Genomic DNA, 15,279 nt, shown 5'->3' on the forward strand with positions numbered 1-15,279 from the left:
CCAAGCTTTCACACGGTCCGGGCGATTAGTCTCGTGATGTGACTACAGACACTGCACCCGCCGCGCGCCCGCATACCCGGATCGACGCCGTCGCGGACAACTACACGGACACCCTGATCAGGCTCAACCCGACGTTCGCCACCACCCTTGGCCTGCCCGGACATGAGACGGAGTACCAGGACTTCTCCCCTGCCGGCATCGCCGGGTTCGCCGAGGCGGCACGGGAAGCCCTGGCTGCACTGGAGGGCCTGGAACCGGAAGACGACGTGGACGCCGTCACCCTGGACGCCATGCGGGAACGGCTGGGCCTCCAACTGCTGATCCACGCCTCCGGCTGGGAATACGCGGACCTGAACAACATCGCCTCCCCCGCCCAGGACATCAGGGCCATCTTTGACCTCATGCCCACGGACACCGAACAGGACTGGGAGCATATCGCCGGGCGCGCCCACAACGTACCCGCGGCGATCAGCGGCTACACGGACTCCCTGCGCATGGCCAGGGACTCCGGCAGGGTGGCCGCCGCCCGCCAGGTGCGGATCGTCATCGAGCAGGTGGCCAGGTACGCCGCTCCGGACGGCTTCTTCGCCAAGCTCGCCGCGGAGGCCGCCACCGCCGGCGGGCCGCTTCCCGCTGCGCTGCAGGAAAAGCTCGACGCCGGCGCTGACGCAGCCCGGGGTGCCTACACCCGGCTGGCGGAATTCCTGCGTACCGAACTGCTGCCCGCCGCGCCCGAGAAGGACGCCGTGGGCAGGGCACGCTACGCGCTGGCTTCCCGGTCCTTCCTGGGTGCGGAAGTGGACCTGGAAGAAACGTACGCGTGGGGTGTCCAGGAACTGGACCGGCTCATCGCCGAACAGGAACGCGTTGCCGGCAGCATCAAGGCAGGCGCCACGATCGCCGAGGCCAAGGAGATCCTCAACAACGATCCGGCACGCCAGCTCAAAGGCACCGAGGCGCTTCGCGCATGGATGCAGGACCTTTCCGACAAAGCCGTTGCCGAACTTGCCGGGGTGCACTTCGACATCCCCGACATCATGAAGAAACTCGAATGCCGGATCGCCCCCACCGACGAGGGCGGCATCTACTACACCGGCCCGTCCGACGACTTCAGCCGCCCCGGCCGGATGTGGTGGTCCGTGCCCGCCGGCGAGGACACCTTCACCACCTGGGCCGAAACCACCACCGTCTACCACGAGGGCGTTCCCGGCCACCACCTCCAGGTGGCCACCGCAACCTACCGCCGGGAACTGCTGAACAAATGGCGCCGGAACGTGTGCTGGACCTCGGGCCACGGCGAAGGCTGGGCACTCTACGCAGAGAAGCTCATGCAGGAACTGGGCTACCTCAACGATCCCGGCGACCACATGGGCATGCTGGACATGCAGCGCATGCGTGCCGCCCGCGTGGTCTTCGACATCGGCGTGCACCTCGAACTCGAGATGCCCCCGCGCTGGGGAACCGGCACCTGGACCGCCGACAAGGGCTACGCCTTCCTCAAGGAAAACCTCCCCATCAGCGAAGGCCAGCTCAACTTCGAGTTCACCCGTTACCTCGGCTGGCCCGGCCAGGCACCCTCCTACAAAGTGGGCCAGCGCCTCTGGGAACAGATCCGCGCCGAACTCGAAGCCCGGCCCGGGTTCGACCTCAAGGAGTTCCACACCAAGGCCCTCAACATCGGTTCCGTAGGACTGGATACCCTCCGCCGGGCGCTCTTGACCTGACCCACGACGTGGCCGGGGTCCCGCCCCCTTTGGTGGACAGTACCCAGAGCGATCAATAAGCTTGCTTACTAAATTGCGCTGTGCTGCGTATTGCCAAATGAACAGGGAGACCGCATTGCCTGACTTCCAAGGGACACCGGCCGGGACGGGAGTCCGGGGTGAGCTGCGCCAGGACACTTCCGTAGGAGGCAAGGACCTTACCCGATGGGACAGCCGAACGGGCCGGAGCCTGGTCGGAGCAGTCCACCGCATCAGCCAGGTGCTGGGCCCGCACGGCGCATTGATCCTGACCCTGCTGGTAGGTGCAGTCATTTCCGCTGCCTTGACCGCCGCCTTCAGTGAGGTCTACGAGGCAGTGGTGGCCGCCGATGGGGTGGCGGGACTGGACCATCCTGTTCTCGCCGCCAGCAAGGACCTCCGCACCCCCGCGCTGGATCTGGTTGTCACCGCCTTCACGGATGTGGGCGGGACCATCGGCATGCCGGTCCTGGCCATCATCATCATGGCGGTCCTCGCCTTGCGCCGCCGCTCCTGGACTCCAGTCATCCTGATCATCACGGCAGGCCTGGGATCGCTGCTGATGACCATTGCCGGCAAGCGCCTGGTGGGACGCACCCGTCCGGACCTCAGCGACGCCGTCCCGCCCTACGAACACTCTGCCTCTTTCCCCAGTGGACATTCACTGAACGCGGTAGTGATTGCAGGCATCGTGGCCTACCTCGTCATCCTGCGGCTTCATTCGAAGCGGGCCCGCATCCTCACAGGGGCAGCAGCAGCCCTTTTCGCCGTTGCGATTGGCCTGAGCAGAGTCTTCCTGGGCCACCATTGGCTCACGGACGTCCTGGCCGCCTGGGCCCTGGGTGCCGCCTGGCTGGCGGTCGTGATTACTGCCCACCGCCTGTATCTGACGGTGCGGAAACACCACGCCTCGCGAGATATTAAGCACACGTTGCCTGGGAATAAGTAACAAACCCCTGTATCGCCCTTGATTTCCCGGTGCTTTAGGGCTCCAGGCGCGAATATAGGCGCGTAATATTTCTCAATATTCTTTCGACGTGGTATTTGCTGTGGGTCTAGCTTGTTTTGGTGAGCACTCAGACAAGCACCCCCTCCTCCGCAGGGAAGACCGGATTCCAGCTGCCCAAGTGGGCGGGATCGTTCGGCTTCCAGATCATCGCCGCCCTCATCGTGGGCCTGGGCCTCGGCCTGCTGGCAAAGTACACCGGCAGCACCAAGGCCAGCCCCAACGCCCTCGGCGCCACCCTGCAGACCATCGGCTCAAGCTATGTGTCGCTGCTGCAGACCGCCGTGGTCCCGCTGATCTTCACCGCCGTCGTCAGCTCCATCTCCAACCTGCGCCAGGTGTCCAACGCCGCGCGGCTGGCGTGGAACACGCTGCTCTGGTTCGCCATCACGTCACTGATCGCCGTGCTGATCGGCATTGGCCTGGGCGTGCTGCTGCAGCCCGGCGCCAACACGGGCATCAGCGGGGACGCCAAGTACACCGGCAAATCCGGTGACTGGTGGGCTTTCCTCGTGGGCCTCTTCCCCAAGAACTTCCTGGGCCTGGGTGCCAGCTCCACCGTCGCCGAGTCCGGCGCCGTCACCACCTCCATCAGCTTCAACGTCCTGCAGATCCTCGTGATCGCCATCGCCGTGGGCGTCGCCGCACTCAAGGTGGGCAAGGCCGCGGAGCCGTTCCTGAACCTCAATGCCTCGGCCCTTGCCGTGATCCAGAAGGTCCTCTGGTGGATCATCCGCATCGCACCGCTGGGCACCGTTGGCCTCATCGGCAACGCCGTGGCCGTCTACGGCTGGGACACCATCGGCTCGCTGGGCAAGTTCACGGTGGCCATCTACGCCGGCCTGGTCCTGGTGCTGTTCGTGGTCTACCCCATCCTGGTCCGCAGCCACGGCCTGTCCATCAAGCAGTACTTCTCCGGCGTATGGCCTGCCGTCCAGCTGGCCTTCGTGTCCCGCTCCTCCGTGGGAACCCTGCCGCTGACCCAGCGCGTGACCGAACGCAGCCTGGGCGTCCCCCGCGCCTACGCCTCCTTCGCCGTGCCGCTGGGCGCCACCACCAAGATGGACGGCTGCGCCGCGATCTACCCGGCAATCTCGGCGATCTTCGTGGCCCAGTTCTTCGGCATCCAGTTGGACTTCAGCCAGTACCTGCTGATCGCCCTGGTCTCCGTGCTCGGTTCCGCCGCAACCGCCGGCACCACCGGCGCCGTGGTGATGCTCACCCTGACGCTCTCCACGCTGGGGCTGCCGCTGGCCGGCGTCGGACTCCTGCTGGCCATCGACCCCATCCTGGACATGGGCCGCACTGCCGTGAACGTGGCCGGCCAGGCCCTGGTCCCCACCATCGTGGCAAAGCGCCAGGGCATCCTGGATGAGACGCTGTACAACGCACCCCGCAACGGCACGCCCTTTGTTGAGGAAGAATCAGGCAGCGTCGCCGACAACGGCGAATCCGCCACCGACGGCACCACCGCAGACACCGCACCCCGCGAACTGCAGGATGCCAAGGCGTAACCAAACGCCGCCATAAGAAACGTCCCCGGGAGATTCTCCCGGGGACGTTCCTGCTTTAAGGCTCAGACCAACCGCCAGCTCAGGTCAGCGGCCGCCACCTCCGATGATCCCGTTCTGGACCGCTTTGGTAACGGCGTCGGCCTCAGCCTGGGTCAGCTTGCCGTCGGTGACGGCCTGGTCCAGGCGGGTCTTGAGCCCGGCGGCGCGTTCAGCCTGGGCCTCGGTGCGAAGCTCCTCCAGGGCCTGGGTCACCTTTGCCTCGTCGATGCCCAGCGATTCAGCCAGCGACTTGGCCAGGGCCGCCTCGTGGGTGGCCGGATCAGGCTTCTGGCCGTCAGCGGGCGGTGTGGTGGGCTTGTTGGCGTCACGGAAGGCCTTCAGCGCGTCGCTCACTTTGGCTTCGTCCACGCCAAGCTTGGCAGCGAGGGCGGAAGCCTGCGCCATGCCGTGGCCGCCCCGGCCGCCGTGGCGTCCCATGCCGTCAGGGGCCGTGCCGGTGCTTCCATCGGCCGAGGCGCTGGAGCTTGCGCTCGGTGAGGGGCTGGGTGTGGTGGTGGTCGCAGAGGCCATGCCGGCGAAACCGATGCCGGCAGCAAGCGCCAGCGCTGCCCCCGACATGCCCAGGGTCATCTTCTTCGTGGGGTTCATATCGTGTCTCCTGATCGAGCCGCCGCCTGACGGCTACTGGTGATGTGCCTCGTGGCGAGACATACCAAGCATCGCCAGGCCACTTCAGGAGAGGCTGTCGGGAAGCTTTCGTTCTCCTGTGAATGTAAGTTGCATGGAGTGCAAACTTGCACATAGTGTAAGAGCGTGACCGATCCCATCGCACATACCGACGCCGGGCCTGCAGCCCCTACCCGGCGCGAACTGAACAAGGCCGCCACCCGCCAGGCAATCACCGACGCCGCGCTGGGACTCCTGCGGTCCAAAGGGCCGGGAAACTTCACTGTCGAGGACATCGCCGACACCGCGGGGATCTCCCGCCGCACCTTCTTCAACTACTTCAGCAGCACCGACGCCGCCCTGGCTTCCATCGTCCACGGCTTCCTGGATAACGCGATCAAGCAACTGCGCCTGCGTCCGGTGGACGAGCCCATGCTGGAATCGGCCCAGGCCGCGTTGGTGGCGCTTGCCGACCCCAAGGCCGTGGCCCCGCTGGCAGAACTGTTCACGCTGACCCAGCAGAGCCCGCTGATGTCGCACACCGAACTCGAGGCATGGGACCACTGCCGGGCGCAGGTCTTCACCGTGGCCCGCGAGCGCCTCGCCGGAACCCCCGGAGCGCAGGACGAGTTATACATCCACGCGCTGGCCGGCTCCATCATCTCCTGCGGAAAAGCCGCCATGGAGGTCTGGTTCAGCCGGCGCGGCCCGGACCTGACACCCGCATCCCTGGCAGAGCTCCGCCAACTGCTCATCGATGCCATGGCCCTGCTGGCCACCGGCTTCAACACCCCCGCTCCACCATCCGCCACCCGTTCCTCCTGATCAGATCGGTTCACCCGCATGGCACTCCTCCTCTACCGCCTCGGCACGTTCTCCTACCGCCGGCGCTGGCTGGTCATCTCCCTGTGGCTTGCCATGCTGGTGGCCGTGGGCGGCTCGGCCGCGGCATTCCACGGCACCCTGTCCAACAACTTTCAGATCCCCGGAACGGAAACCCAGCGGATCGCGGACAAGCTCAAGCAGGAACTGCCCTCAGCCTCCGGCGGCAGCGCCACGATCGTTTTCCAAGCCCCGGACGGCGGCTTCACGGCCGAAAGCCGGGCGGCCGTGACCGACGCCCTGAAGAAACTCCAGACCCTCCCCGAAGTCCGCGGCACGGTGGATCCCTTCGCCACCCAGGCTCAGGTGGACCAGGCCGGCAAGGCCATCACCGACGGCGAGCAGCAGTTGGCGGCCGGACAGGCACAGCTCGAGGCATCCCGGACCCAGCTGGAGGCCGGCAAGGCGCAGCTGGCCGCGGCCGAGCAGCAGCTCGCCGCCGCCGGGGCACCGGCAGCACTGATTGAAGCCCAGCTGGGCCAGCAAAAAGCAGCTTTGGCGCAGGGCCAGGCCAAGCTCGACGCCGGCACCCAGGAACTGGCGGCCAACAAGGCCAAGCTGGAACAGGGCAAACGCCAGGCCCAGGCAGCATCGGCCATCCGCTTCGTATCAGAGGACAACAAGGCCGCGGTGGCACAGGTGCAGTTCAAGACCTCCATCAACGGACTCGCCCCGGCCGTGCGTAAGCAGGTGCAGGCGATCGCCCACGAAACCTCCGCCGCCGGCGTCACCGCGCTGGCCAGCAAGGAAATCACCGAGGACATCTCAGCCCTGTTCGGCACCGCTGAAATCGTGGGCATTGCCGTGGCAGCGCTGGTCCTCATCCTCATGCTGGGCACGCTGATCGCCGCCGGGCTGCCGCTGCTGATGGCCATCATCGGCGTGGGCGTGGGTGTCGGCATCACCTTCGCGCTCTCCGGCTTGTTCGACATGAGCTCCATCTCCCCCATGCTGGCCCTCATGCTTGGCCTCGCTGTGGGCATCGACTACTCCCTGTTCATCGTCAACCGGCACCGGACCCAGCTGCTGGCCGGGATGGACCCCCAGGAGTCCGTGGCCCGGGCCAACGGGACGTCCGGCAACGCCGTCGTATTCGCCGGCCTCACCGTCATCATCGCCCTTGCCGCCCTGGTGGTCCCCGGTCTGCCGTTCCTCACCGTCATGGGCCTCGCGGCAGCGGGAACCGTGGCAGTGGCAGTCCTCGTGGCCATCACCCTGACGCCGGCCATGCTCTCCCTGATTGGGCCGCGCATCATCTCCAAGAGGGCCTGGGCCAAAGCGGAAGCCCACAACGCCGAACCGGACCATGAAGCGGCAGACGTTGCCACCGACCGTGAACGCAGCACCCGCGGCTGGGGCGGCCTGGTCACCCGGCACCCGTGGGTTGCCCTGGTTGCCGGTGTCCTCCTGCTCGGCACGCTGGCCCTTCCTGCCGCCCAGCTGCAGCTGGCCCTGCCGGACGGCGGCTCCGAGCCCGTGGAATCCGAGGCCTACCAGGCCTACGACCTGACCGCCCGCAGCTTCGGCGAAGGCGTCACGGGACCCATCGTGGCCGTTGGTGAGTTCCCCGCCAACCTGGACGAAGCGCAGGCGCAGACGCTGCAGTACGACATCGCCGACAAGCTTCGCGCCGTGGACAACGTGGTGGCCGCCGTGCCGGTGGCGCTCAGCGAGGACCGACGCACCGCCGTGTTCCAGGTCATCCCCAAGGAAGGCCCGGCCAGCGCCAGCACCGTCAAGGTGGTGTCCGAACTGCGCGGGCTGAACGGTGAGATCAAGGCGGACTACGACGTCACCATGGGCCTGACGGGGCAGACCGCCGGCAACGTGGACGTCTCCACCAAGCTCGGCGACGCCCTGCCGCCCTACCTGGCGATCGTCGTCGGACTCTCCCTGATCCTGCTCCTGCTGGTGTTTCGCTCCATCGTGGTCCCGCTGCTGGCCACGGGCGGTTTCCTGCTGTCCCTGTCCGCGGCCTTCGGTGCCGTGGTTGCCGTGTACCAGTGGGGCTGGCTGGGGAACGTGTTCGACGTGGCCAACCCCGGCGCGGTGCTCAGCTTCCTGCCTATCATCCTGATCGGCGTGCTGTTCGGCCTGGCCATGGACTACCAGGTGTTCATCGCCTCCGGTATGCGCGAGGCGTACATGCACGGATCGTCCGCCAAGGAAGCGGTGCGGGTTGGCTTCCGGCACGCGGCCGCCGTGGTCACCGCCGCCGCGATCATCATGGTCAGCGTCTTCTCCGGCTTCATCTTCAGCCACCTCACCATGGTGCGGCCGCTGGGCTTTGCCATGGCGTTCGGCGTCCTGTTCGACGCCTTCGTGGTCCGCATGACCATCGTCCCGGCCGTGATGTACCTGCTCGGCGCCAGGTCCTGGTGGCTGCCGCGGTGGCTGGACCGGATCCTGCCGGACGTGGACGTGGAGGGCGCCAAGCTCAACCGCGGCAAGACGGCACCGGTCTCCGGCGAGCTGGTCCACTAGGCTGAAGCGGTGCTCCATCTGATCCTCGCCTCCCAGTCCCCCGCCCGCACCAAGCTCCTGGCCGAAGCCGGCATCCGGCACACCGTGCTGGTTTCCGACGTCGACGAAGCAGCCGTGCAGGCGCACTACGGCGTCACGGACCCGCACGACACCGCTCTGCTGCTGGCCCGCGCCAAGGCCGAGGCCGTGGCGGCCCTGCCGGAAGCGGACGGTGCCCTGGTGCTGGGCTGCGACTCGGTCTTCGAGTTCGACGGCGAGGCGCACGGCAAGCCCTACACCGCCGACGTCGCCCGCGAGCGGATGCTCCGGATGAGCGGCAGCGCCGGGGTACTGCACACGGGGCACTGGCTGGTGGACTGCAGGGACACGGACGACGCCGGCAGCGGCGGCCGCGGCTCGGGCGCCACGGTGGGGGCGGTCGCCTCAGCCGAGGTTTCCTTCCTGGAAATGGACCCGGCAGAGATCGACGCCTACATCGCCACCGGTGAACCACTCCACTGTGCCGGCTCTTTCACCATCGACGGCCTGGGCGGGGCCTTCATCCGGAAGGTCGACGGCGACCCGCACGCCGTCGTCGGCCTTTCGGTCTCCACCCTGCGCGGCCTGCTCGCGTCCGCCAACGTGCGCATCACGGACCTCTGGCCGCCGCGGTAAAACGCTCCCTTTCCGCACAGCTTGTAGCTTCCCTACAAAGGAAGGCCGCTTTACACGCGGATTCCGCAAGTAATATCGGCGGAACCCTCAAAACCGCGCTAGGCTCCCTGAAGGAAAGAAGGAGACGCCTTGTCAGCAAATTTGGAGCAGTCCGCAGGTACCACGCAGCCCAGCCTCACAAAGGTGCTGATCGCCAACCGGGGTGAAATCGCCGTGCGCATCATCCGTGCAGCGCGCGACGAAGGCATTGCCTCCGTGGCCGTCTACGCGGACCCGGACCGCGACGCGCTGCACGTGAAGCTCGCCGACGAGGCCTACGCCCTGGGCGGCAGCACCGCCGCAGAGTCCTACCTGGTAATGGACAAGCTGATCGAGGTGGCCCTGCGTTCCGGCGCCGATGCCATCCACCCCGGCTACGGCTTCCTGGCCGAAAATGCCCAGTTTGCCGCACGCGTGATCGAAGCCGGCATCACCTGGATCGGCCCCTCCCCCGAGGCGATCTCCGCGCTGGGCGACAAGGTCCAGGCACGGCACATCGCCGAGAAGGTCGGCGCCCCGCAGGTCCCCGGCACGGCCGATCCGGTGGAATCCGCCGAGGAAATCCTCGAATTCGTGGACAAGTTCGGCCTGCCCGTGGCCATCAAGGCAGCCTTCGGCGGCGGCGGACGCGGCATCAAGGTGGCACGAACCCGCGAAGAGATCCCCGAACTGTTCGAATCCGCCGTCCGCGAAGCCACGGCCGCCTTCGGCCGCGGCGAGTGCTTCATTGAACGCTTCCTGGACGCACCGCGGCACGTCGAGACCCAGTGCCTCGCCGACGCGCACGGCAATGTGGTCGTTGTCTCCACCCGCGACTGCTCACTGCAGCGCCGCAACCAGAAACTGGTCGAAGAGGCCCCGGCACCATTCCTCACCGACGAACAGAACCAGCGGCTCTACGAATCCTCCAAGGCCATCCTGAAGGAGGCCGGCTACCTCGGCGCCGGCACCTGCGAGTTCCTCGTCGGCCAGGACGGCACCATCTCCTTCCTTGAGGTCAACACCCGCCTGCAGGTGGAGCACTGCGTCTCCGAGGAAGTCACCGGAATCGACCTGGTCCGCGAACAGTTCCGGCTGGCCCGCGGCGAGGAACTGGGCTACGGCGACCCCGAGGTCCGCGGCCACTCGATCGAGTTCCGCATCACCGGCGAGGACCCCGGCCGGAACTTCATGCCCGCCCCGGGCACCATCACAGGCCTGAAGAACCCCACCGGCCCCGGCGTCCGGATCGACTCCGGCGTGGAGCAGGGCGACGTCATCAGCGGCAACTTCGACTCCATGCTCTCCAAGCTGATCGTCACCGGCGCCAACCGCACCCAGGCCCTGCAGCGCTCCCGCCGCGCCCTGGAGGAAATGGTGGTGGAGGGTATCCCCACCGTCATCCCGTTCGACCTCGCCGTCGTCTCCAACCCCGATTTCGCCCCCGCCGAGGGACCGTTCAAGGTCCACACGCGCTGGATCGAGACGTCCTTCGTGAACGACATCCCCGCCTGGACCCCGGACGGCACCGCGGACGCCGACAGTGCTGGCGAGGAGCGCCAGCGCGTGGTGGTGGAAGTGGGCGGCAAGCGCCTTGAGGTGGTCCTCCCCGCCTCCCTGGGCACGCCGGGCACGGCGGCAGCCGCCGCCGGCAAGCCGGGCAAGTCCAAGAAGCGGTCCCGTTCCGCCGGCCCCGCAGCCGCCACCGGCAACGCCCTCACCTCCCCCATGCAGGGCACCATCGTGAAGGTGGCCGTGACGCACGGGGACGTGGTGTCCGAAGGCGACCTGGTGGTGGTCCTCGAGGCCATGAAGATGGAGCAGCCCCTCACCGCCCACCGGTCAGGCACCATCACGGGCCTGACGGCAACGGCCGGCGAAACGGTGTCCGCGGGCGCCATCATCGCCACCATCGAAGACTAGAAAGCAGCCCGGCAGCCATGCTCGCACCAAGCTTCCAGGAAGAAGTGGACCGTTACCACCAGGCGGTTCCCGAAATCACCCAGGGCAATCCGGCCCCCATCAAGGAGCTCTACTCCCGCCTTGACGACGTCACCCTGGCCAATCCCTTCGGCGGCATAGCCCGCGGCTGGGCGCAGGTGGAGGCCCGCCTGGACCAGGCGGCACGGCAGTTCCGCGATGGCGAAATGCTGGGCTTCGATACCGTCACCTCCTACACCGCCCGCGACACCGCCTACCTGGTGGAGACCGAGCACTTCCGTGCACGGCTGGACGGGGCAGCCGCCACAGAGGAGTTCGCGCTGCGCGTGACCAGCATCTTCCGCCGCGAGGAAGGGTACTGGAAGCTGGTGCACCGCCACGCCGATCCCGCTGCCCGGCCGCAGTCCCGCCGGTCGCTGACCCAGCCCGCCGGCTGAGCCGGTGCTGGCCGGGGGCGAAGCCAGGATGCAGACTTAGCTCATGCTGCCTTTCCTGCTCCTCGCCTCCCGCGCGGAAGACGCCGCCGCGGAGGACGAATACGCCGCCTACCTGAGGTACGGCGGCCTGGAGGAACGGGAGCTGCGCCGGGTTCGGCTCGAGGCCGCTCCCCTGCCCGCGCTGGATCTTTCGGAGTTCTCCGGCGTCATCGTGGGCGGAAGCCCGTTCACCTCCAGCGACCCACCCGAGCAGAAGAGCCCGGTCCAGCACCGGGTGGAGCGGGAGTTGTCAGCCCTCCTGGACCAGCTGGTGGCCCGCGACTTCCCGTTCCTGGGCGCCTGCTACGGGGTGGGCACCCTGGGTAGGCACCAAGGCGCCGTCATCGACCGGACCTATGGCGAGCCGCTGGGCGCCGTGGAGATCGAGCTGACCGACGCCGGGCTCCAGGACCCGCTGCTGCAGGGCATGCCGCGGACCTTCACTGCCTTTACCGGACACAAGGAGGCCGTCAGTTCGCTGCCACCGCATGCGGTGCTGCTGGCGAGCTCAGCCACCTGCCCGGTCCACATGTTCCGGATCAAGACCAATCTCTACGCCACCCAGTTCCACCCAGAGCTGGACGCCGACGGCCTGGTGACGCGGATCGACATCTACCGGCACGCCGGCTACTTCCCGCCGGAATCCGCCGAGGAACTGATGGACAACGCCCGAAGGTTCACCGTCACCGAACCCATGGCCGTGCTGAAGAACTTCGTGGCCCGCTACGCCCGCTGAACATGACAATGCCCGGCGGGCCGGATGGCCACGCCGGGCATTGCCGCATTCGAAGAGTCAGGCCACGTTGTTCTCGTAGTCCAGGTCGCGGGTTTCGCGGGTGAGGAACAGCGCAACCAGGGTGAGCACGGACATGACCGTCAGGTAGACGCCCACCAGGACGGGGCTGCCCTTGGCCGCTTCCCACAGGGCCACGGCGATGAACGGAGCCACGGCGGCACCCAGGATGCTGGAGAAGTTGTAGCTGATTGCCGAGCCGGTGTACCGGACGTTGGTGGGGAACAGCTCCGGCAGCAGCGCTCCCATGGGTCCAAAGGTGAGGCCCATGAGGGAGAACCCAAGGATCAGCAGGCCCATGGTGCCCACAAAGCCGCCGCTGAACAGCGGCACGAACAGCAGGCCGAACACGAAGATGCCCGCAGTGACGGCCAGGAGCATCTTGCGGCGGCCGTACTTCTCGGCCAGCGGTCCGGAGACCAGGGTGAAGATGCCGAAGAAGACGACGCCGGCAATCAGCATCCAGAGGAAGTCGTTGCGGGTGTAGCCAAGGCCCGGAACGAACGCGGCGGCAGCCGCCTCGGTCATCGGCTTTCCGGCCTTTTCGGCTGCTGCCTTGGCAGCCTCGACGCTCGCGGGCCGCGTGCCGTAGGTCAGGGTGAAGGTGGTCATCAGGTAGAACAGCACGTACGTGGCCAGCATGATGAAGGTGCCCAGGATCAGCTGGCGCCAGCTGGTCTTGAAGACGCGGCCCAGGGGCAGCTTTGCCACCTCCTTGGACTCCACCACCTTGGTGAAGGCGGGGGTTTCGATGAGCTTGAGACGCACATACAGGCCAATGATCACCATGATGGCGCTGAGCAGGAACGGCACGCGCCAGCCCCAGTCCATGAAGGCCTGCGGAGACAGCGTGTAGCTGGCCACCAGGAAGATCACGTTGGCGATGATGAAGCCGATGGGTGCGCCCAGCTGGGGGAACGTGCCGTAGATGGCGCGCTTGTTGGCAGGGGCGTTCTCGGTGGCCAGCAGTGCGGCACCGCTCCATTCACCGCCGAGGGCCAGTCCCTGGGCGAAGCGCATCACCACGAGCAGGGCCGGAGCCCAGAATTCCCAGCCTTCCACCTTTGCCGTGGGCAGGCAGCCGATGAGGAACGTGGCGATACCCATGGTCAGCAGCGAAGCCACCAGCGTGCCCTTGCGGCCGAATTTGTCGCCGAAGTGCCCGAAGACGATCGAGCCGAGGGGGCGGGCAATGAATGCCACGCCGAACACTGCGAACGAGCTCAGCAGCTGGGTGGTTTCGTTGGCGCTCGGGAAGAAGAGCTGGGGGAAGACAAGCACGGCTGCGGTGGCGTACACGTAGAAGTCGTAGAACTCCACGGTGGTGCCGATCAGGCTCGCAACAATGACGCGGCCGCGGGAGTTCACCGGCTGGTGCGAACCGGGCACCGTGCTGGTATCGGTGGATGACATAGGTAAACGCTTTCGTAAGACCGGCCGGGCACAGCGGACTGCCTCCCGGCTCGAATAGTTAGAGTTCGATCTTACTTCCCCCCGTCCAGTCAATGGACGAAACGTCCACTATGCGGACCAGTGTTGTGAGTCTCACGTTCTGGTCCTTCACCGGCGCCTCACGCTGCCGCCGCAGGCCGGATAGGCAAAAGTCACAGTGCGGAAACATAGATCGCCTGTCCTCGAAACGCGCCGTCCCTACCTTGGAGGAACAACATCCCCCAAAGGAGGTAACCCGTGACTGTTGAGCGCACTGTCGATGCCGGCGTACAGCCCGGCCCTACCAGCACCACAGACACCCTTGCCCTTGAATTCCGCCCCGGCCGCTGGATCGCCAACTGGGATGCCGAGAACAAGGAACAATGGGAAACCGCCGGCCGCGCCATCGCCCGCCGCAACCTGAACTGGTCCATCTTCGCCGAATTCCTCGGCTTCGTCGTCTGGCAGCTGTGGTCCATCGTGGTGGTCCAGCTTCCCGCCGCCGGCTTCACCTTCTCCACCTCGGAAATCTTCTGGCTCATCTCGATGCCAAGCCTCGTGGGTGCCACCCTCCGCATCCCGTACACCTTCATGGTTCCCCGCTTCGGCGGCCGCAACTGGACCATCGTGTCCGCCCTGCTGCTCCTGATCCCCTCCACCGGACTGGCCCTGTGTGTCTCCAACCCGGAAACTCCCTTCGGCGTCATGCTGCTCGTGGCCGCCCTCGCCGGCTTCGGCGGCGGCAACTTCGCCAGCTCCATGGCGAACATCACCTTCTTCTACCCGGCCAGGGAAAAGGGCTGGGCGCTGGGCCTGAACGCCGCTGGCGGAAACCTGGGCGCCGCCGTCGCACAGCTTGCCGTTCCCATCGTGATCACCCTGCTGGCCGTCGGCACCGTCAACCTGCCCATGGCCGGCTGGATGTGGGTTCCCTTCATCCTTCTGGCGGCCTTTGGCGCCTTCAAGTACATGAACAACCTCACCAGCGCCAAGGGCGACGTGGCCGGCTCGGTCGCGGCGCTCAAGGAACCACACCTGTGGATCATGGCGCTGCTGTACATCGGTACCTTCGGCTCCTTCATCGGCTTCGCAGGGGTATTCCCCAAGCTGATCAAGGACTACTTCCCCGCGTTCTCCTCCATCGGAGTAGGCACCGTGGCACTGTCCCTTGCATTCCTGGGCCCCCTGGTGGGCTCGCTGGCCCGCCCCTACGGCGGACGCATGGCGGACCGCATGGGCGGGGCCCGGATGACCGTGGCTGCCTTCGCTTCCATGGCCGTCATCACGCTCACCATGATCTGGACCCTGCCGTTGAAGAACTTCTGGCTCTTCCTGGTCCTCTTCCTGATGCTGTTCACCGCCAGCGGCTTTGGAAACGGCGCCACGTACCGGATGATCCCGGTCATCTTCGCCACCTCCAGCCGGGCCGCACGCAGGGGCGCAAGCCCGGTGGCCACCCAGCGCCTGGCGTCCTCGGCCCTCGGGCTGATCTCCGCGATCGGGGCGTACGGCGGGTTCGTCATCCCCCAGGTCCTGAACGCCTCCAGCACCGCCAGCGGCTCCTACACCCCGGCCTTCTACGGATTCGTTGGCGCCTACGTCCTGATGCTGCTGGTCTGCTGGGCCTGCTACATCCGCAACGCCGGCCGGAACGCGATGGGACACGTCTAAC

Annotated in this window: 12 protein-coding genes; 10 read left to right on the forward strand and 2 right to left on the reverse strand. The window is 66.8% G+C overall.

Going from position 1 to position 15,279, the window contains the following annotated elements:
* Positions 1–38 precede the first annotated feature (38 nt).
* The 3 genes from ACR65K_RS07935 to ACR65K_RS07945 all read left to right on the forward strand — a co-directional run bounded on the left by ACR65K_RS07935 (position 39) and on the right by ACR65K_RS07945 (position 4,262).
* Positions 39–1,724 (forward strand): DUF885 domain-containing protein, encoded by a 1,686-nt coding sequence (locus ACR65K_RS07935; RefSeq protein ID WP_440152122.1) that lies wholly within the window; start codon positions 39–41, stop codon positions 1,722–1,724.
* Between the two features lie 97 nt (positions 1,725–1,821).
* Positions 1,822–2,691 carry a phosphatase PAP2 family protein gene (locus tag ACR65K_RS07940; RefSeq protein WP_440152123.1) on the forward strand — a complete coding sequence of 290 codons (870 nt, stop codon included), beginning with the start codon at positions 1,822–1,824 and terminating at the stop codon, positions 2,689–2,691.
* A gap of 119 nt (positions 2,692–2,810) precedes the next feature.
* Positions 2,811–4,262 (forward strand): dicarboxylate/amino acid:cation symporter, encoded by a 1,452-nt coding sequence (locus ACR65K_RS07945; protein ID WP_440152125.1) that lies wholly within the window; start codon positions 2,811–2,813, stop codon positions 4,260–4,262.
* 84 nt (positions 4,263–4,346) lie between these two features.
* Here ACR65K_RS07945 and ACR65K_RS07950 read toward each other — a convergent pair whose 3' ends face one another.
* Positions 4,347–4,910, reverse strand: a complete 564-nt coding sequence (locus ACR65K_RS07950) for a hypothetical protein (protein ID WP_440152126.1) — start codon at positions 4,908–4,910, stop codon at positions 4,347–4,349.
* A 165-nt stretch (positions 4,911–5,075) separates the two neighbouring features.
* On the opposite strand from ACR65K_RS07950, the gene ACR65K_RS07955 reads away from it, so the two are divergent.
* The 6 genes from ACR65K_RS07955 to ACR65K_RS07980 all read left to right on the forward strand — a co-directional run bounded on the left by ACR65K_RS07955 (position 5,076) and on the right by ACR65K_RS07980 (position 12,119).
* A complete protein-coding gene (locus ACR65K_RS07955) occupies positions 5,076–5,753 on the forward strand; it encodes a TetR/AcrR family transcriptional regulator (protein WP_440152127.1) in 678 nt (225 codons plus the stop codon).
* Between the two features lie 18 nt (positions 5,754–5,771).
* Entirely contained in the window at positions 5,772–8,294 is a 2,523-nt protein-coding gene (locus tag ACR65K_RS07960) for an MMPL family transporter (protein ID WP_440152128.1), read from the forward strand.
* Between the two features lie 9 nt (positions 8,295–8,303).
* Positions 8,304–8,948: a Maf family protein gene (locus ACR65K_RS07965; protein WP_056332218.1), complete on the forward strand. Its 645-nt coding sequence runs from the start codon at positions 8,304–8,306 to the stop codon at positions 8,946–8,948.
* 129 nt (positions 8,949–9,077) lie between these two features.
* On the forward strand, positions 9,078–10,889 hold the full coding sequence (locus ACR65K_RS07970) for an acetyl/propionyl/methylcrotonyl-CoA carboxylase subunit alpha (protein ID WP_440152129.1): 1,812 nt from the start codon (positions 9,078–9,080) through the stop codon (positions 10,887–10,889).
* 17 nt (positions 10,890–10,906) lie between these two features.
* The gene (locus tag ACR65K_RS07975) at positions 10,907–11,344 is read left to right on the forward strand and encodes a YybH family protein (RefSeq protein ID WP_056332223.1); all 438 of its coding nucleotides are present in this window, start codon (positions 10,907–10,909) and stop codon (positions 11,342–11,344) included.
* A gap of 43 nt (positions 11,345–11,387) precedes the next feature.
* Entirely contained in the window at positions 11,388–12,119 is a 732-nt protein-coding gene (locus ACR65K_RS07980; RefSeq protein WP_440152131.1) for a glutamine amidotransferase, read from the forward strand.
* Between the two features lie 57 nt (positions 12,120–12,176).
* Here ACR65K_RS07980 and ACR65K_RS07985 read toward each other — a convergent pair whose 3' ends face one another.
* Positions 12,177–13,589 carry an MFS transporter gene (locus ACR65K_RS07985; RefSeq protein WP_440152132.1) on the reverse strand — a complete coding sequence of 471 codons (1,413 nt, stop codon included), beginning with the start codon at positions 13,587–13,589 and terminating at the stop codon, positions 12,177–12,179.
* Between the two features lie 276 nt (positions 13,590–13,865).
* Between ACR65K_RS07985 and ACR65K_RS07990 the strand changes: the two genes are divergently transcribed.
* Positions 13,866–15,278 (forward strand): MFS transporter, encoded by a 1,413-nt coding sequence (locus tag ACR65K_RS07990; RefSeq protein WP_440152133.1) that lies wholly within the window; start codon positions 13,866–13,868, stop codon positions 15,276–15,278.
* Position 15,279 lies beyond the last annotated feature (1 nt).

The sequence above is a fragment of the Arthrobacter sp. SAFR-179 genome (assembly GCF_059414945.1).

Excerpts from the sequence above, each read along its gene's own strand:
- ACR65K_RS07940 (WP_440152123.1), top strand. The coding sequence starts at position 1,822 with ATGAACAGGGAGACCGCATTGCCTGACTTCCAAGGGACACCGGCCGGG.
- ACR65K_RS07950 (WP_440152126.1), bottom strand. The coding sequence starts at position 4,910 with ATGAACCCCACGAAGAAGATGACCCTGGGCATGTCGGGGGCAGCGCTG.
- ACR65K_RS07975 (WP_056332223.1), top strand. The coding sequence starts at position 10,907 with ATGCTCGCACCAAGCTTCCAGGAAGAAGTGGACCGTTACCACCAGGCG.
- ACR65K_RS07960 (WP_440152128.1), top strand. The coding sequence starts at position 5,772 with ATGGCACTCCTCCTCTACCGCCTCGGCACGTTCTCCTACCGCCGGCGC.
- ACR65K_RS07985 (WP_440152132.1), bottom strand. The coding sequence starts at position 13,589 with ATGTCATCCACCGATACCAGCACGGTGCCCGGTTCGCACCAGCCGGTG.
- ACR65K_RS07980 (WP_440152131.1), top strand. The coding sequence starts at position 11,388 with ATGCTGCCTTTCCTGCTCCTCGCCTCCCGCGCGGAAGACGCCGCCGCG.